We start from the raw sequence: 24,810 nt of genomic DNA on the forward strand, positions 1-24,810 counted from the left end.
TACCAAAGATGACAAATTGGTGGCTAAGACGAATTTATGCGTGATTGGTCCATTGGCTGCGCTTTTTGTCACAACTTCCAGTTCTTGGGCCAACCTGTTCAAGGAACTGTTTTATTAGGGGGAGTGCTGCCTGAGCAATGTACTGCCTTTGGCTATCGCCTGTCGGCTCTGCAGAGCAAGGGGGGCTGGGGAGATGGCACTTTTGTGCCATGCCGCCAGCGCTAAGGGGTAAACTTGCGTTTTTACCCGTACTCCAAGGAGTTATTGCGTGAACACGGAAAATCATTCCCAGACGGCTGCGTTTCTTTGGTCTATTGCCGATCTGCTGCGCGGTGACTTCAAGCAATCGCAATACGGCCGCATCATCCTGCCGTTTACCCTGTTACGGCGGATGGAGTGCGTACTCGCGCCAACCAAGGATGAAGTGATCAAACAAACCTACGCTCAGGAAGGTCGCCCCGATACCGTTCGCGAGATGATTTTACTGCGCGCGGCTGGCCATCAGTTCTTCAACGCCTCACCACTGACCCTCGGCACGTTGTCTGATACCCAGACGGCGGCCGACTTGATGAGCTACGTGCAGGCGTTCAGCAAGGACGCCCGCGAAATCTTTGAGCACTTTCACTTCGAGGATTTCGTTCAGCAACTGGAGAGCGCCAACCTGCTGTATCAAGTGGTACAGCGCTTTGCCGTCGCACCGTTGGAGCCTGAGCGCATCAGCAACTTCGGCATGGGCATCATCTTTGAAGAGCTGATCCGCAAGTTTGCCGAAAGCTCCAACGAAACTGCCGGGGAGCACTTCACCCCGCGCGATATCGTGCACCTCACCACCTCATTGGTGATCACTGATCAAGACCATAAGCTCGCACCCAATAGCATCGTCACCATTTATGACCCGACCGCGGGCACCGGTGGCTTTTTATCTGAGGGCGATGAGTACATCCAGTCCATCAGCGAAAAGGTCAGCGTATCGCTGCATGGCCAAGAGCTGAACCCTGAGTCTTACGCCATCTGCAAGGCGGACATGCTGATCAAGGGCCAGGACGTAGCCAGCATCAAGCTCGGTAATACCCTGTCCAACGACCAACTGGCCGACAAACGCTTCGACTTTATGCTCAGCAACCCGCCGTTTGGCGTGGAGTGGAAGAAAGTACAAAAGCAAATCACCGATGAGCACAGCCACAAGGGCTTCGATGGCCGCTTTGGTCCGGGCTTGCCACGGGTGTCTGATGGTTCGCTGCTGTTTCTTTTGCACTTGGTCAGCAAGATGCGTGACCCGCGTGAGGGTGGCTCGCGGATCGGCATCATCCTCAACGGCTCGCCACTATTCACCGGCGGCGCAGGTTCGGGTGAGTCGGAGATTCGCCGCTACCTGCTGCAAAACGACCTGGTTGAAGCCATCGTCGCGCTGCCCACCGACATGTTTTACAACACTGGTATTGCCACCTATGTGTGGATACTCAGCAACCACAAGGTTGCTGCGCGTCAGGGCAAGGTGCAGCTGATTGATGGCAGCCAGCACTACGCCAAAATGCGCAAGTCGCTGGGCAGCAAGCGCCAGTACATCACCGACGATCAAATCAACGAGCTGGTGCGCCTGTACGGCAGCTTCGAGCACACCGCACAGAGCAAAATCTTCCCTATCGACGCCTTTGGCTACCGGCGTATCACCGTCGAGCGCCCGCTGCGCCTGAACTTCCAGACTAGCGTTGAGCGCATCGCTAAAGTGCAGGAAGAAAAGGCCATTCAGAAGCTCGACAGTGAAGCCCAGCAGCATCTGATGGAAGCGCTGCAAACGCTGGATGCGAGCGTACTGCACCGTAACCGCGAGGCATTCACCAAATTCCTGAAAAAAGCCCTGACCGCGCACAGAGTCAGCCTGAGCGCACCGGAGTTCAAAGCCGTACTGAATGCCCTGAGCGAGCGCGACCCTGAGGCCGATATATGCATGACCAAGGGCCAAGCGGAAGCGGACACGGGCCTGCGTGATAACGAGAACGTGCCGCTGGGCGAGTCGGTGCACGAGTACTTCCAGCGCGAAGTCATCCCCCATGTGCCGGATGCCTGGATTGACGAAAGCAAAACTGATGCGCTGGACGGTGAGGTCGGCGTTGTTGGGTTTGAGATTCCGTTTAATCGCCACTTTTATGTGTTCCAGCCGCCGCGCCCGTTGGCTGAGATTGATCGTGATCTGAAGGCTTGTACTGATCGGATTAAGCAGATGATTGAGGGGTTGTCGGCATGAGTTTTCCTGTGTATCCGGAATACAAGGACTCAGGAGCTGAGTGGTTAGGCGAGATTCCTCAGCACTGGAAGATATTCCTTGCTAAGCGTCTATTCAGAAATGCTAGGGATACGGCACAGTCAGGCTCAGAGCAGCTAGCTGCAACTCAAGCATATGGGGTCATTCCGCAAAAAGATTTTATGGAGAAGAATGACGTAAAGGTTGTTCTGGCTCTTGCAGGTACCCAAAATTTTAAAGGTGTACTGGCTGATGACTTCGTGATCAGCCTTAGATCATTTCAGGGTGGGATTGAGCATTCTGCATATGACGGCTGCGTCAGTCCTGCTTACACAGTTCTACGACGAAACACTAAAAATGATGTCTACCCGGGCTTGTTCAAATACCTGCTTAAGGAGGATGCGTACATTTCAGCTCTGCAGTCGGTAACGACTGGAATAAGAGAGGGGAAAACCATCACTTATGATCAGTTTGGATCATTACTACTTCCAGTCGCAGCTTCCTCAGAACAAATCCAAATCGCCCGATTCCTCGATCACGAAACCGCTCGTATCGACGCGCTGATCGAAGAACAGCAGAGCCTGATCGAACTACTCAAGGAAAAGCGCCAGGCTGTGATTTCCCACGCCGTTAACAAAGGCCTCGACCCCTCGGTGCAGATGAAAGACTCTGGCGTGGATTGTCTAGGCGAGGTGCCGGCGCATTGGGACGTTTCTCGCCTTAAATACCACAGCACTAGGATCGGTGATGGTTTGCACTCCACCCCAGAGTATGACGATGCGGGTGATTATTTTTTTATCAATGGGAATAATCTTGCGGGAGGGGTAATTACCATCTCCCCAACAACTCGGCAAGTTAATCGCCAAGAATTTTTAAAACATCGAGTGTTGCTTGATTCGAGCACAGTCCTTATCTCTATAAATGGCACCATAGGAAACCTTGCGCTTTACAGTGGCGAGCCGGTGATCTTAGGAAAAAGCGCAGCCTATATAAATTGTACTGAGTCACTTTCACCAAGATTTTGCCTATATCTTTTTTCCTCAGAGCAGATTAAGCGCTTCTTCGAAAGCCAGCTTACCGGGACGACTATTTACAATCTTTCACTGCGAACAATTGCGGAAACGCCAACGCCTTTACCGTCTATAGATGAACAAAATTCCATAGTCGAATTCTTGAATAGAAATGTCAGTGGATTTGACGAGCTAATCGACAATGCTATGAAGCTTGCACAACTACTCGAAGAGCGCCGCTCTGCCCTAATCTCCGCTGCCGTCACTGGTAAAATCGACGTGCGCGGCTGGCAGCCACCGGTCAGCGTGCCATCCCCCGTATTAGAAGCAGAGGCCGTATAAATGGCGAGCAGCAAGGAAGCGCAATTCCAACAGGACATCATCACCGCCCTGGCTGCCCAAGGCTGGCTAGTTGGCACGGCCAGTGGCTACGACCGCCGCACAGGGCTGTATACCGAAGATGTGCTGGGCTACTTCAAGGAGGCTTGGTCGGAGCGTTGGGACAAGTTCGCTAAGGCCAACCCGAACAACCCGGATGATGTGCTGGTGCAAAAGCTGGTGCGCGAGCTGGAGCAGAGCGGCACGCTGGATGTGCTGCGTCATGGCTTTAAGCTGCCAGCAGTAAAAGTAGAACTGTGCAGCTTCAAGCCCGACCACGGGATGAATCCGGACACCCTCAAGCGTTACCACTGCAATCGCCTGCGCGTGGTGCCGGAGGTGTCTTATTCACCCCATGCGCGCGAGAGTTACGACCCACGGCTGGATTTGGTGCTGTTCGTCAACGGCATCCCCACTGCCACGTTGGAGCTCAAAAGCGAGTTCAAGCAGTCGCTGGAAAACGCCAAACGCCAGTACCGCAATGACCGCCCGGTTAAAGACCCGCTGACGCGCAAACCCGAACCGTTGCTGACCTTCAAACGTGGCGCGTTGGTGCACTTTGCCGTGGGCCAGAACGAGGTGGCGATGACCACTAAGTTGGCGGGTAAAGACACCTTCTTTCTGCCATTTAACCTCGGCGGCGAAGAGGGGGGCGCGGGCAACCCGATGCCGGAAGACGATAGCCAATACGCCACCAGCTACCTGTGGCAACGCCTGTTGCAGCCCGATGCCTGGCTTAAAGTGCTGGGGCGCTTCCTGCATCTGGACAAAAAAACCAGCGAGGGCTTCGACGGTACGCCGGTCACCAAAGAAACCATGATCTTCCCGCGTTACCACCAATGGGAAGTGGTCAATGAGCTGATTAACACCACCCGCGACGAAGGGCCGGGCAAGCGTTATCTGATTCAGCACAGCGCGGGTTCAGGTAAATCCAACTCCATTGCCTGGACGGCCCATCAACTGGCCTCGCTGTACGATGATGCGGGTCAGCGGCTGTTCAACTCGGTGATCGTGATCACCGACCGCACGGTGCTCGACAGCCAACTGCAAAACACCATCTACCAGTTCGAGCACGCCCAAGGCGTGGTCAAGCCCATCAGCCGGGACATTGGCAACCAGAGCAAGTCCGAGCAACTGGCCGAGGCGCTGGCAGAGCAGACGCGCATTATCATCGTCACCATCCAGACCTTCCCGGCATTGTTCGATGCGCTGGACAAGTACCCTAAGCTGGCCAGCGGGCGCTATGCCGTGATCGCCGACGAGGCGCATTCATCGCAAACCGGCTCTTCAGCCAGCAAGCTAAAACAGATCCTGGGCAGCGATGTTTTGGACGCCGAAGAGGTGAGCGCCGAAGAGTTGCTGGATGCTGCCGTACAAGCGCGCCAACCCAATGAACGCATTAGCTACTACGCGTTTACCGCCACACCTAAAGCCAAGACGTTGGAGCTGTTCGGTCGCCCGGCTGACCCTGCATTGCCCGCCAGCGCCAGCAACAAACCCGAACCGTTTCACCTGTATTCCATGCGCCAGGCCATCGAAGAGGGTTTTATCCTCGATGTGCTGCGTAATTACACCACCTACAGCACTGCCTGGAAGATCGCCCATCCAAACGGCGAAGACGATGAGGTGGACAGCAAAAAAGCCCGTATCAAGCTGGCGCGCTGGGTGCGGTTGCACCCGTACAACATCAGCCAGAAGGTTGAAGTGATCGTTGAACACTTCCGTGCCAATATCCGTGGCTTGCTCAACGGTCAGGCCAAGGCCATGGTTGTGACCAGCAGCCGACAGGAAGCGGTGCGTTATCAACTGGCATTGAAAGATTATGTTCAGCAAATGGGTTACCGCGATGTGCACCCGCTGGTGGCCTTCTCCGGCAGCGTGTTGCCCGATGAGGTCATCCCTGAAGAGGTGACAGAAAACAGCAGCCTGCTCAATACGGGCCTGAATGGCCGCGACCTCGCAGACGCTTTCGACACCCAAGACTTCAACGTGATGATCGCCGCCAACAAGTACCAGACCGGCTTCGATCAGCCCAAGTTGTGCGCCATGTACGTGGACAAGAAGCTGCAAGGCGTGGACTGCGTACAAACGCTGTCACGACTAAACCGCACCTTTGGTGACAGCAAAGAAACCTTTATCCTCGATTTCTTCAACGAGCCGCAGGACATTCTCGACGCCTTCTTGCCGTACTACACCAAGGCTGAGCTGACCGACGTGACCGACCCGCAGATCATCTATGACCTGCACAAGAAGCTGGATGCCGAGGGTATCTATCACTGGCAAGAGGTCGAAGCGTTTGCACTGGCCTTTTTCGACCCCAAGGCGCAAGCCAGCAAACTCAGTTATTACTGTGCCCCGGCCAAAGAACGTTTTGCCAAGCGCTACGCCTTCTCGCTGGAGTCGCGCCAGCAAGCGCTGGATTACAAACGCACTGCCCAAGCCAATGGCGACAGTGCTGGTTTGAAAAAAGCCGAGCATGCATTAAGAGAGGCGGGCGAGCAGGTGGATCAACTCGACTTGTTTCGCAAAAACCTGCAAAGCTTTGTGCGCCTGTACGAGTTTCTGTCGCAAATCGTGCCTTACGAGGATCGCGAATTGGAGCAATTGTGCGTGTATGCCAAGCACCTGCACCCGTTGCTGCGCGTCGATCGCCTGCTACAAGACGACGTCGATGTGGGCGAGCTGCAACTTAGCCACTACCGCCTGAGCAAACGTGCCGAACACACCTTGCGCTTGAGCGAAGAAAAAGGCGAGTACGGTCTTAAGCCAGGTAGCGACGTGGGCAGCGGCAAACCCCATGACCCTGAGAAGAAGCGCCTGTCAGAAATCATCGAAGCCTTAAACGATATTTTCGGTGCCGAAGTAGGTGATGAAGACCAGCTACAGTTTCTTACCGGCATCGCCCAGCGCATCAGCCGCCAGGAAGATGTCATGGCCCAAGTGAATAACCACTCGGTTGACCAAGTGATGCACGGCCTGTTCCCCAAACGTGTGTTGGACACTGTGCTGGATGCCATGACCGACAACGAGAAGATGTCACTCGAAGTGCTGGATAACGAGACGAAAAGCCGTGCATTTGCGCTGGTGATTTTGAAAATGCTTAAAACCGTTGCGGCTCACGATGAAAGCAGCGTGAGCGGTACCTAGGGAGTCACTGTGGCAATTCCGGATTTTCAAAGCGTGATGCGCCCGGTGCTGAGCACCGTGCAGAATGGTGCGCCGCTGCCGCTCAATGAGTTGCGCGAGCGGGTGGCTGATCAGTTCCAACTGACTGACGACGAACGTAAGGAGCGCTTACCCTCGGGGCATCAAACGGTCATCAACAACCGAGTGGGCTGGGCGCGCACCTATTTGAATAAGGCCGGGCTGCTGTGCATTCCGGCCAAGGGCATGGTGCAAATCACCCCGCGTGGCCTTGATGCTCTGGCCAACGGCCCGCAACGCATCACCGTAAGCTGGTTGAAACAGTTTCCCGAGTTCGCAGACTTCCACACGGCCAAACCGCAAGCCATTGACGCCCCGGCTGTGCTGAGCATTGATGTTGCTCAAACCACGCCAGACGAGCAGTTGGCCGAGGCGCATCAGGAACTGATGCAATCTTTGGCGGACGAGCTACTCACGCAAGTCCGGCTAGCCACCCCCAGTTTTTTTGAACAGTTAGTGGTCGACCTCATGATCGCCATGGGTTACGGCGGCTCGCGCAAGGAAGCGGGTCAGGCGACCCAAGCGACCAATGATGGTGGTATCGACGGCATCATCAAAGAAGACAAGCTTGGCCTCGACGTGATCTACCTGCAGGCCAAGCGCTGGGCTAACACGGTGCATCGACCAGAGATCGACAAGTTTATCGGCGCGCTGACTCGCCAGCGTGCGCGCAAGGGTGTGTTTATCACCACCTCGGACTTCTCTGACGGTGCCCGCACGGCTGCGCTGGGGCTTGATATCAAGGTGGTATTGATTGACGGCGTTGAACTGGCGCGGTTGATGGTGGAGCACAACCTGGGTGTGAGCGTTAAACAGGTGTACGAGGTTAAGCAGTTGGACAGTGATTACTTTGCGGGGGAGTGAGCTTTTGCTTGTCACCAAAATTCAGGCACAAAAAAAGACGCCCTAAGGCGTCTTTTTTTTCGGATTTGGTGGAGCCGGGGTAATTTGAACTGACAATCTAGCTTATTGATTTTAAATGGTATTTTTTATTTTGTTTTTTGCATGGAATACCAGTAGGAATACCACTCAGCGAACAAAGTGCACTGCGGTGGGCTGAGGATCGCGTGCGTTACTTCGTCGAAACGTAATCGGTCGGATGGTCTCTACTCCAGCAATAGATGTTGCTATCGCGTCCGGCGGCTCGCGATCCAGAGCGAACTCGTTCAATCGATCAGCGAGTCGCTTGAGATCTTGTGTCTATCAGCGTCAGTCGCGCCCACCTCATCTTGAGGAACCCTATCCCTCGCTGCTTAGCTACTTTTCATTCATACTAAACTGCCATCATCCAGCACTGAGAAGTAGTGATCAGCGCCAAGCCCGCTGCATATCGAGGTGGATTGATCTCACCCATTGAAGGGTTTTTCAGGGACAGAAAAAGAGGAAGTGGAGCCATGATTGAGCTCGGTTCGAGCGCTGGGCAGCAGGACGTGTCGAGTCAGACGGGGCATGCCTACCGCGACGCTTTGCGTTTATTGTTCATCCTTGTGCGAGGCAGTGCTTCCATCACACCGGCCAGCGATGGCTGGGACCGCGCGTTCTATGGTGAGAAAAGAGCACTGGCAATTGACTTCTGGATCCGCTATCCCGACTACCTTGCCGACCAGCTACTGAGTCTCTACGCACGCACACAGGACACTGCCTTACTAGATGCTGCCCGTCATATCTTCGACTCAGATGAGCCGGATGTCCGCATCGTCAAGATGATTCGTTGGCGGCGTGGCGCCTACGATGATCTCCAGCAATCTTTGTCCATCCTTGGATATCGTGGCCTTGCCAAGTCTATGAAGCGTAAGCTCGCGAACGGTAAGTACCAGTACGAATATCTGACCGGACCGCTGGCCCGCGAATTTCTTCAGCAAGCACTCTCAGATCAACCCGCACTTTCTTGGTATGAAACGCAAACCAACCTTGCGTTACTGGTTGCCCAAGATAAGAGCGGTACCGCGTTGAAAGATATTCACTACGCAGACGATGACTATGCCTCTACTCCTTATGGTGCGGTCATCCCCTCCATCAAAAGCCGTGTGCTACAACGCATGAGCGGCATTCTTGAAAAGCAAATCGTATGACCGACAAGAAAGATGGCATGACCGTTGGTGAGTGGCATCAGGCCATAGCCCAAAAGGCCAAATCTACGCCAGAAGCAATAGCGACTGCACTCGACAATTTGAACATTCGCCCCAAGCCTGTCCTCCCTCGGGTACGGACGCTGAACCTAGTGTCAGTTCGCATGGAAGGCGTCAAGCATGAGAAAGAGCAGCAAACGCCCTTTACTTTCGATTGGTCTGGCCTCAGTGGCGGCCTTTGGGCACTTCTCTCAGAAGGGAACTCGAAAGGAAAATCGAGCACACTTGCAGTGGTCAGGGCTGCTTTGCAAGGGCGCTTCCCGGGGAAGATCAAGCGTGATGTCTGGAGCTGGATAGAAGGCCTTCGAGTGGAGTTTGAGATCGACGGTGTTCCCTACATCACTTCGCTACGCAAGAATGCAGGCGAGACAGACGAAACCGTCGCACAAGCATCACTGGTTCGACGGAGTGACGGCACCGAGCTTTCCCTCTACGAGGGCCTTGCGGGTGAGAAACTGAGCGAAGCCATTGAGGCCGTATTCATGGATGAACTCGGCTTTGATCGTTTTCAAGCTTTCCGATCAGCAAAAGCGACTGTGGTTGAACACGGCTGGTCCTCTATGTCCTCTGCGCTATTCATCGCTGGGCCTGGATCAGCCGTTTTCGGTGATCACACTGAGGATGGACTGCCTATACGCCTCATCCAAATGTTCATCGGTCTGCCTTGGGTATCGACCTACACGGCCATCTCGACAGCGCACAAGCGTTTGAAGAGTGAGCATGAAAAGGCAAAAGGTACCAATGCGACCGAGACGCTAAAGATTCGAACCCGACTGGCTGAGCTCGAGGGTCAGAAGAAGGATAAGCAGACCCGATTTGCGGCGCTGCCCAGTCGGCACGAGATGCGGACTGAAATCAGTATATTGGATCAGCAACTGGCCGCATCGCAAGCCACTGTCGTTGCGCGTCGAACCGAGCTGAATATTGCGCAAACCTTGGCCAATGAATCCTCGGTTGCGCACCTCAACGCTCGCCGTCTTTTGCAGCAAGCCAAAGACGACCTTGCTGCGGGGTACGTTTTCAGAAAGCTGCAACCAGTCTGCTGTCCTGCCTGTGAAGCCTCTTTCAAACCAGGGCGATTTACTGAAGAAAACACTCGAACCTGTGGCTTATGTGGGGATGTCGATACTGACCACGACTCGTCCGACACGGATGGCCTGACTCATTTGGAAGCGGCCGTGGCAGATTCAGGCCAAGTGCGTGATAGCGCGGAGCAAGCGTTGCAACACGTACAATCCACGCTTCGAAATGCAGAAGGCAGTCGTGATTCGGTTCATCAACGCCTGTCCGAGATATCAGCAACGCTCTCAGCCAGCGATGAATCCGAGCAACTATCACGCGAAATCGTCGGACTTGAAGCGCGAATCGAGGAGTTAGGGGCCATGCTTGCTGGGCCTGCGGAGACAACCTTCGATGAAGACGAAACTTTGCGCATGCTCAGTGCAGCAGAGGCGGTGACCAAATGCGCAATGGAGTCGCTTCAAGCAGAAATTATGAAAGAGGTCGGCGATCAGATCTTTAACCTGGCCGAGCGGTTTGGTGTTCGCAACCTGGAGGAGTTTTCATTCAAGGCTCATCGAATGGATCTGCGTCAGGGTGGCGTTAATGTCACATTCACCGGCTTGAATGCGGGGGAAAATCTTCGCATACGTGTCGCGGCAGCACTGGCCACTCTTCAGGTTGCTCGATCGCGCGGTTATGGCAGGCATCCGGGGCTTCTTGTATTGGACTCGCCAGCAGCATCGGAAATGAGCGTTGCAGATTTCGCTGCTTTAATTGAGGCGGTGAGTAAAACCGTGGAAGAGATACCTGGCATCCAAGTCATTGTGGGTGCCCTTGCACGCCCAGAGCTTGATTCAGTTATACCTTTGGATAGACGCAGAGTGGCCATCGGCAGCGATACGCTCTTCTAGGGACTAAGGGATGAACGATCAGTCACGAAGCATCATTGATGCGTTGCGCAGGGAGCAACCGGTCGAGCTGAATGAGCTGTCTGAGTTCGAGCTTCGTGAGATATCAGTCGCGCTCGCGGATACTCCAGAAAGCGCGGCATATTTCTATGAGCTTGTCGACGCTGGAACTCCAAGCGCAAGAGCTACTGCATTCGATTTGATCCGCGAGACCTGCGATCCAGGTGTGCTGATTGAGATCGTGCGGCGTTCGGCTTCCCTGGCCGGTATGGATGAAAAATTTGTGCGCGACTTGCAGAGGGCCTTTCTTGATCATACCGGCCGGCAGGAGCTTTATCCGGGCGCTCGAGTCCAGTCTTTATTGGGCGCATTGTATCTCTCTCAGGGACGTCCTGCTCATCTGCGCAAGCTTCAAGCACATCTCCTGGAAGTCGAACATAGTGACGATGGTAGCTACCTGCGGCATGTTGCCAAAGTGAATGGTTTGATCCTAGCTCACGTTCCCGATAATGACCTATTGGTAGCGCTGCGTGATCTCGCCAACGTTCCGGAGGCAGAAGATGAGGCTTCGTTTGCTCTGGGGTTGCTTGCACTGTCGGACGGCTTAGATGCGCAAGATCATGAAACAGCAGTGGAAGCATTCCATCGAGCGCGTGACTTCATGGCGCATGCTCTAGCAATGAGCGAGGAGCGTCAGGACGCAGAACTCTATTACCACTGCATCTGCGTTCTTCTTGATTTCCAAACAGGTAGTCTCCATGAGCAACTTCCGGCTAGGTTGGCCGAGATTCGCAAAGATGCTTTCGGCTACTCTGCGGTGTTGATGCCGTCGGATCGTCCTCTCGATCGTAGTAGTTGGCTTGGTGCTGCGTCGATTGAAGCTCTGCGTTGGGCGGAACTTGGGACTCGACTCGCGACGCTCGACACGAGCTTGCTCAAGAGCGCATGGCTGCATGCAGCTCGTGTGATCGAAGAGGAGCTCCTCCGTGTCTACCAAGCGAGTATGTCCATTTTTCAACGTGATCAGGCAGGAGGTATAGAGGCGCTCGTAAGGCCTCGTATTGTTGGCACTATCCAAGCGAATACTTTTCAGTTGGCAGTGCTCGACGAGTGGTTGACCGAGAACAAGAGCTCATTATCCGCAACTGCTGCGGGCGTGATGCGCGATGAAATCGACGTGGCGATGGCAGCGAGCCTTCACCGAAACCCTCATGACGCGGTAGTGGCACCGGTCACCGCTGCCGCGATAATTCAGAAGGCCGACATCCCTGATGCGATCGCGCTGAGTGCAGGAGTAGTACTTGAGGCAGCTATGGCAGCGGTGCAGCTCCAGCGAATTGAGCCTATAGCTACCGAGGTATTTGAGCAGCTCCACAATAAACTTGTAAGTAACCAGGACTACCACGGTCACGCGCAGGAGTTTTTCATTCAGGTCCTCTACCACACGATCTCATTTGTAGCTTCGCGCGAGAGCCTCACCCGCACTGCGGTCACAGGGATTGACTACCTGTTCAATCGCAGTGTTGATCAGCCCCCCCTCGAGGCCGATTTGCACAAAGATTATTATGGGTTCCTTCAAGCTACGCCGCTGAGAGAGCTTGCTCAGCGAGAGGTGAACGATGTTGCCAACGGTAGGGTCGACGTTCACTTCGCGCGCGATGGAATTAAGACCGTAGCCGAACTGAAAAAGACGGATGACGACGTTTCACTAGATGGCTTGGTCGAGCAATTTGGATTGCAAGCGACAGCCTATCAACGCGTCAATGTGACTTTTTGCATTCTCATGGTCCTAGATCTGGTAGATCGGGGCGGGGGAAGCGACCACCTTCGCAATCTTGTAGGGGTATACGAGAGAAAACCCGATAGCGGAACAATGACTTATTCCGTAGTGGCATTCCGCATACAGGGTCGAAGAAAGTCGCCCTCCCGGTTAAATTAAACATGGCACAGCTGCCATATGGCCGAGCCTTGGGTGATTTCTTGGTCGAAGCACTTGCAGTTGATTGCAGTCAGTTCCCCGAAGCTTCTTTGCGGCACTGTTGGATGTAGGTCTGGTCGGTAGACAGATGTACGTCGAGGCTACTTAGGCTAGGAAGTTGCGCAGGGCCTGCATGCCACAGGTTGAATGGGGGCGGCGTGCGAGATGGCTAAGGCGGTAGGTCCAGAGAGAATCACTGATATGCCTAGCGTAGAGCGGCGGCTGTAGCGAAAAATGCAGTTGCTTTTCGCTCCCTAGTACCAACAGGGCTGGCTTTGCCAGCCCTGTTGGTACTAGGGAGCAAATCTCACGAACTCTAGAGCATCTTTGAAAATTTAATCAGCTGTCAAGAAAAATGTCAACGTTTCGCTTGGAAGTTGATGGCTCTGGTCTGGGAAAATTGCAGGCGCTCTGAGATACAGTCATCGGTGCGGTCACCTTGGACAGCAATCGATTATTAGCGCTGTAGTGATAATAAGGCTGATCTCGTAGCGGCGGGCGACGAAGGCGTTGCGGGCTTCCTGGATCTGGAAGGGGCGCTACATCTGTTTCGCGTTTTGGATCGGGCAGTGTGCAGGATGCTTATTATCTAACGTCCGTGCTTGGATCAGCTATTGCGGGTTGCTGGGTAAGTAATCTGCACACGTTTCGTGGATTCATGCGGACACCGAACGGGCTTAAAGATCCGTGTTACGCAAGCGTGGAAACGGCTTTTGATAGAGCCGTCACACGTGTTTCGGTGCGTTGCCGTATCGAGCTGAAACGACGGATCGCATCCCCTTTTTCCACTATAAGTGTATAAATTCTTCTCGCGCTGCCTTATGCGGCTATGCCACAATCACCTCATCCACCGCACTGACGTCGTTAGCAGCCCTTCGAGAGGGTTAGTTTTGCGTATCTGCAGCGGGTGCCGAGACTGGGTTCGCGTTTCGGCTTGCGGTATCTCCACGTGCTCGCTCTGAACCTGGAAGCTTTCGCTCGGTCTGAATGATGTCACGTGTCTGCTCAAGCTTGGTGTCTGCTGAGACTGAGCGTTGGGAGAAGCGCATCGGCGAACGTTTCGCCTCGAGGCGTCGCATCAGCGCAGTGATCACTTATCAGGATCGCTGGAGCGGCAGTTGGATTTTTCTGTTTTGGGGGACTGGAAATGAGCTTGGATCGTCTGGTAGCAGAAGCACGTAACCGTATGGGGGCTAACCGTGAGGAGCGTCTTCGTCTCACCCGTGAGCGGTCTGTTGCGTTCAACAAGCGGCTGGCCAACGAATTTACTGCTCAAGAAGTCACCCGCGATCTGCTGTCCAAAACCTGCAGCCTGTAACCTCCCTCTCTATAAAAAGCAGCCAATCGGCTGCTTTTTTTTGCGCGACCCAAATGACTCCGACTCCATACCTCGTTTCCAAATTCGCCGAGCCGACGCTTGCTGCTTTGATTCATGAGTGTTTCGGGTACGACCACTCAGACATCTTCGACAAGCCACAGATCAATTACCTCTTCCGCTACCTGACCGAGTTCAACCCTGACCCGAAGCCAGGGAGCGAGAGCAGCATCCTCCTTGAGCCGAAATACATCGATCGCGATTTCATGGAGGACTACTCCAATTTCTACGTCGGCCGATTTGGGAACGATGGGTACCAATGTGCCCGGCTACATTTTTTCAGCTGTGAGCTCAAACACCATAGCCTGGATGGCCTCTTACACGGTCAGCAAAGTGACGAGATGACGGCCGAATGGCTACAGGAGCACTACCTTGGCTTCATGGTAATCAAGCCCCTCACGAAGACCTTCGTTGGCAAAACCTGCCTGCGGATCCTTGGTGATATTGCTGAAGGCGCAGGAACCAAGCAAAAAATCTCGAAGCGCTACGAGGTAAACCTGTTCGGTATCAAGCTTCACGTGGATTCCATCGCTTTCCAAGAGCAGGACAAGGTCGTTGCTGCCTGCGCCACTACGGCGATCTGGACAGCGCTGCACAGCCTGCCTGGGCGGAGCGTCAAGGAGATTTCGTCTTGCAGCGAAATCACGACCGCCGCTCTCAACTTCGTCGATGGCTCAAACAATGGCTTCCCAAACAAGGAGCTCAGCAACAAGCAGATTCTACGAGCGCTTGATGTTGAAGGGCTGCGTTACCACAACACGAACCTAACCACCCGCACCCCTAAGTGGTTTCAGGGTTACGTTACGGCCTATGTGGACAGCGACCTGCCGCTGATCCTGACCGGTAACGTCTATAGGTTGAAGACGATTGGAAGCCCGGATGAGTCTATCCCGCTAAGACGTAAGATGACGTTGATGGCAGGGCATGCAATCACTGCTCTCGGATACGATTTCAGGGACGGATCAAATTGGGTCTACGTCCACGACGACAGACTTGGTCCATACGCCCGCGCTCACCTTACAACTGTAGGCGAACTGCTTGGCCCCAGCGCTCCGAGAAAACTCAGGTCTCGTTGCGCATTAGTCATGTCGGTACGAGGTCTGAATGAAGAGTGGGATGAGGTCATCATCCCCGACGTGTCCATAGTGCCTGTGGATAGGAAAGCACGCCTGCAGTACACGTTCGCACGTGCCACAGCTGACCGCATCGTAGATGAGGTGACTGCGTGGATGGAGTTGGTGAGCATCCCTTCACAGGCCTTTAGCTGCAAAATTAGGCTCTCCTCGATTTCCCAGGTTCGGGAGGATGTGCTCAAGCACAAGGTGCCCTATGAGGCAGGTGATCTGGTGCTGAATGGGAATCACACCGTCGAGCGCGAGCGAATGGAGCGTTGGCGAGAGGAAACGGTGCGCTTTCTTACGAACCACTTGGCCAGGCTACAGTGGCAGATGGATTTTTTTTGGGGGGATAATTGTGTCTTCAGAGTGCTTCTTGATGCCACCGACATTCCATTAGGCAACGCGATTTCTGGCATTTATCTCTTCGATCCCGTGTACTCAGATCTGATCCTGAAGGCGTTCGATGAGCAAGGGGTGGAGCCAGGAACTGCTACGGTAGATGTAGGTGAGCAGCATTTCTACAACGCTTTCCTCAAAGCTCTCAAACGTCGATACGATGACTACGAACATCACCTGAATCAGCACTACGGTGCGCTGCGTGCCCCCAACTACATCAAGCAGGATGAGGTATCGAAAACAGGCAAAGGTACTAACCCGACCAAGCGTCGATTCTTTGATCCTGTGCAAAATTCGTTGGAGTCAATGTTTCCAGAGGTTGCCAGCGATCCGAGGCGGAAACTCATTTGGGCTATCGGAAAGGATGGAAGTCTGCACGTAGCCGAGGACATCTCGACGCCCGTGGTTCTGGGTCATCCGAGCATGACGGGTATGCAGCCTGCTCGTATTGCAGGCGAGATGGCGTATGACAGGGCAGGAGAGAGGCCCGTTTGGCGCGTCAACAATCACTCCGGAAGGTACAGTAAGGATTACGAGAAGGCTGGAGCGTATCTAACTCATGCCGTGCGTAAGATCAGCTCCTTCTTTTCAGATCGGTTTGTGGAGGCTGAGCCTTATGTGGCGCCGTCTGTGCAGCCTGCAGAGGTTGTGGCTGCCCCCTCTGCGGAGAGGTGTGACTAGTCGGACGATCTGTAAGTCCCGAAAAGACTTATATTTGCTCCGGCGTAAAGCTGTCGTGAGGTAGTTTTAGCAATCAAATCGGTACGTGCATGTCAGGGGGGGCTGGCACGGTTCAACTATGGCGTTTACTGAGCGCTGCGGGGAGATTTTATAAAGATCAGGGGCGAGTATATGGTTGAATTTTTCTCGATTTACACGCGCTTGATGGATGCTATCAGCCGACTGCAGCAGCCTGCCCGCGCCCGCGACGTTAGCTTAAACCAATCCCCCCAACTCTCAACGCAAAGGCCGGCTCTTCCCCAGTTTCTTCAAGATCAGCAGTGAGGTTAACCGGTAGTAATACCGAGTGGCTTCAGAGTGGTCCTTTAAGTGGTGGATCAGAAACCAACGTACATGCTTGAGATGCCATGTCCACGGGTTGTCTCGTTGCCACCGTTGTTGAATAGCCGCTTGCATGATGCGGGCTTGCCGTAGGTGGCGTTGCTGCGTGACCTTCGAGCCGGTCAGTACGCCGCTCAGGAATAGCGTCATATCGAAGGGCTTGCTCACGCTCGACCTCCAATGTAGGCCGACACCACATCGATCCGGTTATGTCCGAGCTCAAGGCTGATCTGTTGGCGCGCCTGCCGATCAAGGTCGCGGTCAATGCGATAGCAGTGGCCACCATTGACCGGTGCGGCGTGGCCAGTGAGCTGTTCGTAACGCTCGCAGGCGTAGGCAGTGCGCAGTTCATGAAAGCCCTTCAGCCCGTGTTCATGCAGCGTTTCGCGGGCGCGGAGTACGGTCTGTTGCAGGAATACGGCGTAGCTTTCGTCTCGGGCCAGCAAGTTGCGGCTGCGGGGCGGCGACGCCTTACGAGCCAACTGCAGTGCCGTCTTCACCGCTTCATTGGCCACGACCCATCGCGGCGCTGATGCCCCTGAGCGGCCGCCCTTGGTACCGTCCTGGATGTTGATGCGGCCTAAGTGTTCGGCTTCGCGGTGCAAGCGTGGCAGGTCAGCCAGGATCGCTTCGCGCAGGCGCATACCGGTAGCGCGGGCCAACAGGACTATCGCGGCCACCCGCTCGTGTTGCTGTTCGCCAAGCGCCTCGAGTACTCGCCGCACCTGCTGGTGGTCTTGGCCATCCGGCGCGTGGGTGCGTACGCCCGAGCGATGCTGTCCCAACGCCTGACTCGGGCTGGCGATTCTCACGTCTTGATCACCGCGCAGCGCGGCGAGGGTGCGGTTGACGCTGCTCAGGCGGTTCTGCGCGGTCGCGATGCAGAGTTCGCCTTGCAGGATCTGCTGGCGAAGGTAAGCGGCGTAGTCTTGCATCGTCCGTCGATCGATCTGACGCGCATCGTTGTAACCGGGACCATCCTCTGATCGACACCAACGCACGAACGCTTGCCAGCGATCGCTATGCGCTTTGACCGTGGCGAAGTGGCCGCCGGCAAACAGATCCTTTAGCGCTTGTAGGCCGGCGTAGCTTAGCTGGCGGCCATAGCCAAAGTTGCGACCATCACGCCGACCGACGAGGGCCATCGTCATCACCGTTTTCGTTTGTTTGCAGAAAGAGCAGCAAGGCTTTCCAGTGAGGGCTGAGCCTGTCCACCTGCTGCCAGTGTGTCGGGCGGATCAGGAGGGCGTTCTCGTGGTGTTGCAGCAGTGCCCCTTCCTCACGCAGTTGCTCGATCAGCCGGGCTAGGTGGGTAGGCTCCAGTGGTGGTGTGGCGACAGCGGCGACAATGGCGACAACCCGCGTCGTTTCTGGCCTGGCGCGTGGCGACAGGGTGGCGACAGAAGCTGCGACACGCCGCAATTCAGGTTGCGATTGATGTTGCGTCTGGTAGCGGCGCACCGCGTCATTGAGGCGAAACATGACGGACCTCGAACGTTTTTCCGTCGCGGCTGCTGAGCCAGCGATGAGTGATCAGCACGACCAATAAAGAGGCAGTGTGGTCAGCGCTCTTGCGGGCAAAACGAGGGCCGTTGCGATTGACGTCGCGAATGGTGAAGCGAGCCCAGCCTTTCTGCACCAGCCAGCGCAGCAGTCGATCCGCCTCTTCACATCGGCTATTGACCGGCGCCTGTTCGGTCAGGCGCTGGATCTCGGCCAGGTAGTAATCCATCAACGTGGAGGCGCGCTGGATGTGTGCTTCGTCCAACACACTGGCCTCTTCAACCATGGCCAGCACGCCCGCGATGCGCAGTACATTCGCCGCGGCCTTGCCCGCGACAGGCTGGACGCCGGCCAGCTCGCCGAACTCGCCAGACTGGCACTCGATGGTGTCGTGAATATCTATCCAGGCACGACGGGCACGGGCAGTCAGCTCCAGCGTGGCGGGATTGAGTGATCCATCCTGGTGAAGCGGCCAGGGCTGTTGCAGCAGGGCGGTGATCCGCTGTTGGTAGCGTTGGACTCTGGCGTCCCGGGTCAGGTCGATTGCCTTGTAGAGTCGCTGGCCGGCCAGGCGCTCGGGCCAACTGATCAGGCAACGGCCCAGGATGCCTTGACCATTGATTACCGGGTCTTTAAACAGCTGGTTGGCCAGGTAGGGCTGCAGCATCAGATGCAGGCTGAGGCGACGGTCATAGGCACGCAGGCTTTCTCCAGCCATGGAGCGCGCCCGGTCGATCGGGCTGCCATCCCACAATGTCGACAAGGTGGTGATCGCTTTGAGCAGATTCTCTTTGCTCATGGTGCTGCTGCCCAAGAACTGGCCACCTTCATCATTGAACAAACCCATGCTGGGCAAGCCATGGCACAAGCTTTTGACCAGGGCCTCAATGGTGGGCTCTGCAATGATCAGTCTCGGCGGTACCGGCTCGGATAGTTCGCTGCCTTCCGCTTCTGCGTGGTTCTTTGAGGTTTTGGGCTTGGCCATGATGTTGGTAGCGGCGCGATAGGCTTTGAGCTTTTCTGCATACAGGGTCCACTGCTGTCGTTCCCAGTCGCGTGCGGCCTTCAGTGCCAGGTGGTCCACCGCGCTTTTGCGATCACCCGAGGACGCCACCGTCAGTAGGTAGAGCGACAGCGGATAGGCTCGGCCGTCGAGTTGGACATTGGCATGACCCTGGCTCACGAGGGCTGCAGTGGCTAGCACCGATTGCGCCGCCATGGCGCAAGGCACGCCGATCACCTCGGCCAGTCGTCCGACCGCAGGGCCCAACAGTTCCCCGAGTGCTTCGACCGGGTAGGGCAGCGGCGCCTGCTGGTATTCCAGCAACGGTTGTGGCGGCTCGAACGCTTCGCACAGTTGCATCGCCATTCTCCTGAGATGATCGACTTCATCCTCACTCATCCCGCCACGGTTGTTGAGTGTTATCAGGGATCAAGGCCCCTGCGACCTGTGAGGTTTGTCCACTTACGCGGGACTGGCGGCTCCTTACGACCGGGAGCTTGGGCATCTCATGATCTGGCCTCCTGAGCACCGTTACCGGTGGGCGGGTGAAGGCTGCATTGGCTGACGAGACCAGTGCCGCGGGATCCTGAGTCTGGTGAGGCGATGATGCGGTGACTGGGGCATGCTTGACTGTCAGTCAGGTGCAGTCCAATCCGTGGACTGCGGCACCATCACCTGCATCGGGTGTTGCGGTTGAATTCGGCGTTTGTCACGCCAATTGTCACGAGGCTGTTTGGCCCAAAGCCACGTTCGACGTGGGCTGCAGCGTTGGATGAGGCGTCCGTCTCTTTCTTGGGGAAAGAGACGGACATACGGTTGGCGCAAAACATTGGCCGAGCAGAATGGTTGCTGCAGGTCGGCAGGGTTAAGGGATTGCCGCAATGGGCAGGATTGTTGAGTAGGCGTCCGTCACTCTGGCGAGTAACCGTGCGAGCTTCCGGGCGCGAATCGCACTTGGGCTGAACCACCGCGCTAACGGCGTGACCTCGAAGGTTCGGGCCACCTGGGAGCTGCCAACGGCAACGCTTTGAAGCTTCTTTCTATCGCCCACGTATCATGAGGTCAACCGACTTGAATCTAGAGAATTGCGCCTTCTAAGGGCGCTGGAAAGCAGTGGCTACCGATGGGCGCGGATGGATGATCTGCCGTTCGTCGTCTTTTAAATGCGAGCCCCTGCGCATGGGAATGCGGAGCCTTCCTATGCCCAGGGGCTTGGCTTGAAAATGCTGAGAGATGGTAGATGTGGCGACGGTCGCCACCGCGGTCGCCAAGCTTGCACACCAGCGGACTAACGAATGTCGCCTTTGTCGCCGTCGTCGCCCAGCTTGGATTCATTTGCTAGCTTTGGACGATATCTGTAGAGGCTCTATCTCAAAAAAAGGCAGTGTCATATCTTTGACGGAGGAAATCGGTTCGGGGAGCAAATGATCATAGGTGGCCGCGCTTTGAGATCTGACCCCGATGACGAGGCTTTTGTCATTTCTTACACGGGCGTACGCTACGTACCCATTTTCGAGTGGATGTATCCTTTCTCCGGGGCTTACGTCAGGATAATTTGGCGCAGCGTGAAAGTCGGTTTTAACCGCGGTAAATCTGATAGTTGAAAGAATCCATGGTTGATATGTCTCGGTTAAGAAAGAGTAGGTCGCGAGCAAAGCCAGCCCGGTCGCAATAGCGCCGGCCGAATGGAATAGAGCCATGGCTCGATTTCGCGTAGCTGAATAGTTGAACCCTACGACTTTTAACAGGGGGGCGAGTGTTTGGATTGATCCTACAACGAAAATCGCGATCAAAACCGCAACGAACAGCAGGAAGCCAAAAATCATGAAAATGGTGGAAGCGACCACCATCCATGCCGGGAGGTAAAAGATTAAAGCTAAGAACCCCACGGTTAAATCAAATGACTGGGGTGGCAACCCGAGCGCGTCGGACACCGCAAAGCGGGAAAGACTGGTTGCTAATAGCAAAACTAGGACATGCAACAGAACGATAGGCGTCTTCCCAAATGGACGATCCCAAATATCTCTCATCCATCGCACTGCCGGCAGGCACCACATGAGAAATCCGCAAATTATCAATGCCGACGCTATTGTGTTCGCAGTCTCAAAGGCGGACTGTTTCCAAACTTCAGACAAAACTAGTCCGAGAGAGAACGACACAAGAGATGCCGTGTAAAAACGATACGGGACTGGCGTCTCCGCGTACTTTCTCTTCAACCACTGCATATCGTTACCCAGGGCTTCATGTCAGATCGTGACGAGGACTCTACGTATTCGGTGTTCGATAGTCGACATAACTGTCGCTATGCCAGACGTCGGCGATATGTGGATTGCCGACGCTCTGCACCAATCAGCATTTACCTTATCGGTACGACGTTGCGAGCTCCGGTCTGATTGATCGCAGATGCTGACAGGCTGCCCGTAGCTGCCTTCTCGATATACTCGCTCCACCAAACCATCATCGGGCGCCGGCGTTCGATGTAGGCTGCCCTGTTGTAGGCACTCCGAACTTCATCCTTATCAACGTGGGCCAGCGCGACTTCGATCAGCTCCGGGTCCCAGCCATGTTCGTTCAGGATCGTGCTCGCCATCGAGCGCATACCATGGCTAACCAGTCGATCCTGGAAGCCCATTCGTTTCAACGCCATGTTGGAAGTCTGGCTATTGGCATGGGTGCGCGGGTTTCTGTCTGACGGAAATACATATTCCCTATGGCCGCTGTGAGATTTGAGCGTCGCTAGCAGCGCAAGCGCATGTTCAGTCAGCGGGATGGTATGCGGGCGACGCTTTTTCATGCGCTCTGGAGGTATGGTCCAGATACGCTTCTCGAAATCGATATCTGCCCAACGTGTCGTCGCGGCCTCTGCGGGACGCGTCATGGTGTGTAGTTGCCATTCGATCAAGCAGCGGGTAGTCCGCTTGATGCTCGCATTGGCAATTTCCATCATCAGCTCGGGAAGCTCATCAGGTGCTAACGCAGGCATGTTCTCTTTTTTCGGCTTCTTGAAGACCGCTCGAATGCCGCTGAGGGGGTTCGCAAAGATCATTCCAGAATTGACCCCGTAGGTCATGATCTCATTCATCCGTTGGCTCAACCGCTTCACAGTCTCAAGACTGCCTTTTGCTTCGATCGGACGGAGGAGCTTGATCACCATGGGGGCGGTGACTTCCGACAGCGGCGTGGTTCTCATGTCGGGAAAGACGTGCAGCGTGAGCGAGCGCCAGATGTCCTCGGCATACGCAGGCGTAACCGAATCCTTCTTCAACTCAAACCAGGCGGTGGCCACATTCTCGAACGTGTGCTCGGTCTCGGCTCGTTTGGCTTCGTGCAGCTCATTACGCTGTGCTTTGGGGTCGATGCCTTGCGCAAGCAGCTCTCTGGCTTCGACGGTTTTCTTCCTGGCCTGCGCCAGAGATACCTCGGGATAGGGGCCGAGCGCCATGTTGATTCGGTTTTTGGTAACCGGATGCCGGTAGTTGAAATTCCACTGCATCGACCGATTGACCCTGACTCGCAACTGGAGCCCATCGCCATCGGTGAGGACGTAATCCTTGTCTTTCGGCTTGATCGCCTTGAGCTGGCGGTCAGAGAGGCGGGTAAATTGAGCGCACATGAGAAGTACTCCATGACACGGTTTGGTATTCCCAAGATTAGCCCCGGGTAGCCGGGAATACCAATGGGAATACCAAACCGCCTAGAACTCAAAAAACCTCCAAAGCACCCAAAAGCCCCGAAACCCCCGTATTCATTGGATTTAAGACACAAAAAAAGACGCCCTTGGACGTCTTTAGATGTAAAAGTGGTGGAGCCGGGGGGATTTGAACCCCCGTCCGCCAGTACTCCGCTGTCGGTACTACATGCTTAGCCGTTTCTATTAAGTTAACCCTCAGCGACCCGAAGGGCAGGGTGCTTTGGGCGAGTTGTGTAAGTTTTAGCCGCTTCGTCCACAACGTACTGCACGGCGATCCTGTTCTATATGACAATCACTTCAGGTTTACAGGCATCCCCTAGTGATTGCTGGACCCGAAGGTACCAGGAGGATGGCTAAGGCAGCTTACGCTGCGAGAGCTTGACCCTCGTAGGTTTCGTCATTGGCAACTATAAGTAGTTGCAACAGTGGATTTACGAGTTCTGTTACCAACTCGGCATGCACCTAGAGTTTCGCAACCGGCGTCGAATCCTAAACGGCCCCGATGCTTGCTGGCCGTAACCAGCAAGCTGCGCAGTCTACGCCAATTCAGCGCAGAAGGCCAACCTCATGGGCTTACTTACCATCACCGCCTTTAATGAGGTTTTGCAGTCTCTGTAAGGTTTGGCTGGTGGTCGCGATGCAGTCTTCAGTTTTGCCAGCCGCTTGTTCGGCTTTGGCTTTATCTACCTGTGCGTCGATATCGCCCAGGGTGTTTTCACTGGTTGCAACTACGGTCGCTCGGGCATTGGCGATTTGTATAAGGTTGAGCTGGCAGAGGTCATCTGCCGCAAACACCGGAGAGGCCAACATTGCAGCGGATACAAACAGACCAGCCAATGCGGTACGTTTCATAGGGTCAAGCTCCTTTTGCACAGTAAGGCCCGGTGGCTCCGGGCTCGGTTATAGGCCCCAATCATTAGGGTTCAAGCTAATTGACTATAGCCACGCTCTGGAGTTCTGCCTGCGTTTGGCCAGTATTTGATGAATTTTTTTGTGCCCAAAAAGGGGGCGTTTTCAGGCGGTTCGTAGGCCCGATCCCTTTCCTTCTTATGAAACTTCCTAGACACTCTCGTTCGCTTGCGCCTGTCCAGTTCGGGGCATAGTCTCGGCCCATCGCTGCACATCAGCGGTCGGGTTTAGTCGCCCGGCTTGTAAACTTGGCGCAAGGCGCTACCTCCGCGAGGCCCTTTTCTATGGCCTGCGTTTTATGGTGGCCGTGCGCAGGGCACTTTCGAGTGCGCCGGTTTCCAAGTTTGCCGGTCGACTAACCTGCGTACGGCTGCCTCCCCATCGTTAGTCGCGATTTAAGGCAGCTCCCTAAACTTGGAGAGCGCTATGAAAAAGATTGTCCCCGATCCACCTGCCTTACCCTCGCAAGAGGCTGTTCAGTGCGATGCACTGTCGTTAGACCGCGCGGCCACCGAGCGCGCCCTCAATTACTACCTGCACGACCATAAGCCTCCACGGCACGTGGATCAGGCCACGTATGCCATACCCGACAACGTCAATGTAGAAGCGGCTTTGGCCCAAGCGTCAGACTTGTTGCGCTGCGCGGGTGCTTCGGCGTGTGAGGCGGGGAATGGTTTGAGCGGGCATGCGCGCAGTTTGGTGTTGTCGAGCATGCATTTGGTGGAGTTGGCCAAAGCGTATGTGGATAAGTCGCTGGATGGGTTGACGACGCACTAGAGCAGCACGCGCCTGAGTGCAAGCAGGCGCGTCCTATTGACCTCATTTCTGTGGGAGCGGGCTTGCTCGCGATAGTGTCGGCGCGGTCTTCAGAACCACCGCGTCGTTTGTATCGCGAGCAAGCC

General features: G+C 55.1%; 17 protein-coding genes and 1 other RNA gene. 10 read left to right on the forward strand and 8 right to left on the reverse strand.

The window, feature by feature from the left end; genetic code table 11:
- Positions 1 to 268 precede the first annotated feature (268 nt).
- From QMX84_RS12790 to QMX84_RS12830, 9 genes are all read left to right on the forward strand, one after another.
- Complete coding sequence (locus QMX84_RS12790) at positions 269 to 2,245, forward strand: class I SAM-dependent DNA methyltransferase (protein WP_282363948.1); 1,977 nt, start codon at positions 269 to 271, stop codon at positions 2,243 to 2,245.
- Positions 2,242 to 3,594 (forward strand): restriction endonuclease subunit S, encoded by a 1,353-nt coding sequence (locus QMX84_RS12795; RefSeq protein ID WP_282363949.1) that lies wholly within the window; start codon positions 2,242 to 2,244, stop codon positions 3,592 to 3,594. Before QMX84_RS12790 ends, QMX84_RS12795 begins: the two co-directional genes overlap by 4 nt.
- The gene (locus QMX84_RS12800) at positions 3,595 to 6,777 is read left to right on the forward strand and encodes a DEAD/DEAH box helicase family protein (RefSeq protein ID WP_282363950.1); all 3,183 of its coding nucleotides are present in this window, start codon (positions 3,595 to 3,597) and stop codon (positions 6,775 to 6,777) included.
- 9 nt (positions 6,778 to 6,786) lie between these two features.
- Positions 6,787 to 7,698, forward strand: coding sequence for a restriction endonuclease (locus tag QMX84_RS12805; RefSeq protein ID WP_282363951.1), 912 nt, complete (start codon positions 6,787 to 6,789; stop codon positions 7,696 to 7,698).
- Between the two features lie 530 nt (positions 7,699 to 8,228).
- The gene (locus tag QMX84_RS12810) at positions 8,229 to 8,906 is read left to right on the forward strand and encodes a hypothetical protein (RefSeq protein WP_282363952.1); all 678 of its coding nucleotides are present in this window, start codon (positions 8,229 to 8,231) and stop codon (positions 8,904 to 8,906) included.
- A complete protein-coding gene (locus QMX84_RS12815; protein WP_282363953.1) occupies positions 8,903 to 10,876 on the forward strand; it encodes a hypothetical protein in 1,974 nt (657 codons plus the stop codon). The genes QMX84_RS12810 and QMX84_RS12815 overlap by 4 nt, the downstream gene beginning before the upstream one ends.
- A 10-nt stretch (positions 10,877 to 10,886) precedes the next feature.
- Positions 10,887 to 12,812, forward strand: a complete 1,926-nt coding sequence (locus tag QMX84_RS12820) for a hypothetical protein (RefSeq protein ID WP_282363954.1) — start codon at positions 10,887 to 10,889, stop codon at positions 12,810 to 12,812.
- 1,186 nt (positions 12,813 to 13,998) lie between these two features.
- Complete coding sequence (locus tag QMX84_RS12825) at positions 13,999 to 14,169, forward strand: hypothetical protein (protein ID WP_282363955.1); 171 nt, start codon at positions 13,999 to 14,001, stop codon at positions 14,167 to 14,169.
- 53 nt (positions 14,170 to 14,222) lie between these two features.
- Positions 14,223 to 16,421 (forward strand): hypothetical protein, encoded by a 2,199-nt coding sequence (locus tag QMX84_RS12830; protein ID WP_282363956.1) that lies wholly within the window; start codon positions 14,223 to 14,225, stop codon positions 16,419 to 16,421.
- Between the two features lie 276 nt (positions 16,422 to 16,697).
- On the opposite strand, the gene QMX84_RS12835 is transcribed toward QMX84_RS12830, so the two are convergent.
- From QMX84_RS12835 to QMX84_RS12870, 8 genes are all read right to left on the reverse strand, one after another.
- Positions 16,698 to 16,970 (reverse strand): hypothetical protein, encoded by a 273-nt coding sequence (locus QMX84_RS12835; RefSeq protein WP_282363957.1) that lies wholly within the window; start codon positions 16,968 to 16,970, stop codon positions 16,698 to 16,700.
- Entirely contained in the window at positions 16,967 to 17,947 is a 981-nt protein-coding gene (locus QMX84_RS12840) for an integrase domain-containing protein (RefSeq protein WP_282363958.1), read from the reverse strand. The genes QMX84_RS12835 and QMX84_RS12840 overlap by 4 nt, the downstream gene beginning before the upstream one ends.
- Positions 17,925 to 18,284 (reverse strand): hypothetical protein, encoded by a 360-nt coding sequence (locus QMX84_RS12845; RefSeq protein WP_282363959.1) that lies wholly within the window; start codon positions 18,282 to 18,284, stop codon positions 17,925 to 17,927. Before QMX84_RS12845 ends, QMX84_RS12840 begins: the two co-directional genes overlap by 23 nt.
- Entirely contained in the window at positions 18,268 to 19,668 is a 1,401-nt protein-coding gene (locus QMX84_RS12850) for a YfjI family protein (protein WP_282363960.1), read from the reverse strand. Before QMX84_RS12850 ends, QMX84_RS12845 begins: the two co-directional genes overlap by 17 nt.
- A gap of 971 nt (positions 19,669 to 20,639) precedes the next feature.
- Complete coding sequence (locus QMX84_RS12855) at positions 20,640 to 21,365, reverse strand: hypothetical protein (RefSeq protein WP_282363961.1); 726 nt, start codon at positions 21,363 to 21,365, stop codon at positions 20,640 to 20,642.
- A 299-nt stretch (positions 21,366 to 21,664) separates the two neighbouring features.
- Complete coding sequence (locus QMX84_RS12860) at positions 21,665 to 22,921, reverse strand: integrase domain-containing protein (RefSeq protein WP_282363962.1); 1,257 nt, start codon at positions 22,919 to 22,921, stop codon at positions 21,665 to 21,667.
- Positions 22,922 to 23,108: 187 nt separating this feature from the next.
- Positions 23,109 to 23,500, reverse strand: a transfer-messenger RNA (tmRNA) gene (gene ssrA, locus QMX84_RS12865).
- A 72-nt stretch (positions 23,501 to 23,572) separates the two neighbouring features.
- On the reverse strand, positions 23,573 to 23,851 hold the full coding sequence (locus QMX84_RS12870) for a hypothetical protein (RefSeq protein ID WP_262123732.1): 279 nt from the start codon (positions 23,849 to 23,851) through the stop codon (positions 23,573 to 23,575).
- Between the two features lie 483 nt (positions 23,852 to 24,334).
- On the opposite strand from QMX84_RS12870, the gene QMX84_RS12875 reads away from it, so the two are divergent.
- Positions 24,335 to 24,685 carry a DUF3077 domain-containing protein gene (locus tag QMX84_RS12875; RefSeq protein WP_048373219.1) on the forward strand — a complete coding sequence of 117 codons (351 nt, stop codon included), beginning with the start codon at positions 24,335 to 24,337 and terminating at the stop codon, positions 24,683 to 24,685.
- The last annotated feature ends 125 nt before the right edge of the window (positions 24,686 to 24,810 follow it).

Source organism: Pseudomonas sp. PS01297 (assembly GCF_029959305.1).
GTDB lineage: Bacteria > Pseudomonadota > Gammaproteobacteria > Pseudomonadales > Pseudomonadaceae > Aquipseudomonas > Aquipseudomonas helleri.

Bases quoted from the DNA above. Each gene is read 5' to 3' on its own strand.
- QMX84_RS12795 (WP_282363949.1), top strand. From the start codon at position 2,242: ATGAGTTTTCCTGTGTATCCGGAATACAAGGACTCAGGAGCTGAGTGG.
- QMX84_RS12800 (WP_282363950.1), top strand. From the start codon at position 3,595: ATGGCGAGCAGCAAGGAAGCGCAATTCCAACAGGACATCATCACCGCC.
- QMX84_RS12810 (WP_282363952.1), top strand. From the start codon at position 8,229: ATGATTGAGCTCGGTTCGAGCGCTGGGCAGCAGGACGTGTCGAGTCAG.
- QMX84_RS12815 (WP_282363953.1), top strand. From the start codon at position 8,903: ATGACCGACAAGAAAGATGGCATGACCGTTGGTGAGTGGCATCAGGCC.
- QMX84_RS12820 (WP_282363954.1), top strand. From the start codon at position 10,887: ATGAACGATCAGTCACGAAGCATCATTGATGCGTTGCGCAGGGAGCAA.
- QMX84_RS12825 (WP_282363955.1), top strand. From the start codon at position 13,999: ATGAGCTTGGATCGTCTGGTAGCAGAAGCACGTAACCGTATGGGGGCT.
- QMX84_RS12830 (WP_282363956.1), top strand. From the start codon at position 14,223: ATGACTCCGACTCCATACCTCGTTTCCAAATTCGCCGAGCCGACGCTT.
- QMX84_RS12840 (WP_282363958.1), bottom strand. From the start codon at position 17,947: ATGGCCCTCGTCGGTCGGCGTGATGGTCGCAACTTTGGCTATGGCCGC.
- QMX84_RS12845 (WP_282363959.1), bottom strand. From the start codon at position 18,284: ATGTTTCGCCTCAATGACGCGGTGCGCCGCTACCAGACGCAACATCAA.
- QMX84_RS12850 (WP_282363960.1), bottom strand. From the start codon at position 19,668: ATGCAACTGTGCGAAGCGTTCGAGCCGCCACAACCGTTGCTGGAATAC.
- QMX84_RS12855 (WP_282363961.1), bottom strand. From the start codon at position 21,365: ATGTGGTGCCTGCCGGCAGTGCGATGGATGAGAGATATTTGGGATCGT.
- QMX84_RS12860 (WP_282363962.1), bottom strand. From the start codon at position 22,921: ATGTGCGCTCAATTTACCCGCCTCTCTGACCGCCAGCTCAAGGCGATC.
- QMX84_RS12870 (WP_262123732.1), bottom strand. From the start codon at position 23,851: ATGAAACGTACCGCATTGGCTGGTCTGTTTGTATCCGCTGCAATGTTG.
- QMX84_RS12875 (WP_048373219.1), top strand. From the start codon at position 24,335: ATGAAAAAGATTGTCCCCGATCCACCTGCCTTACCCTCGCAAGAGGCT.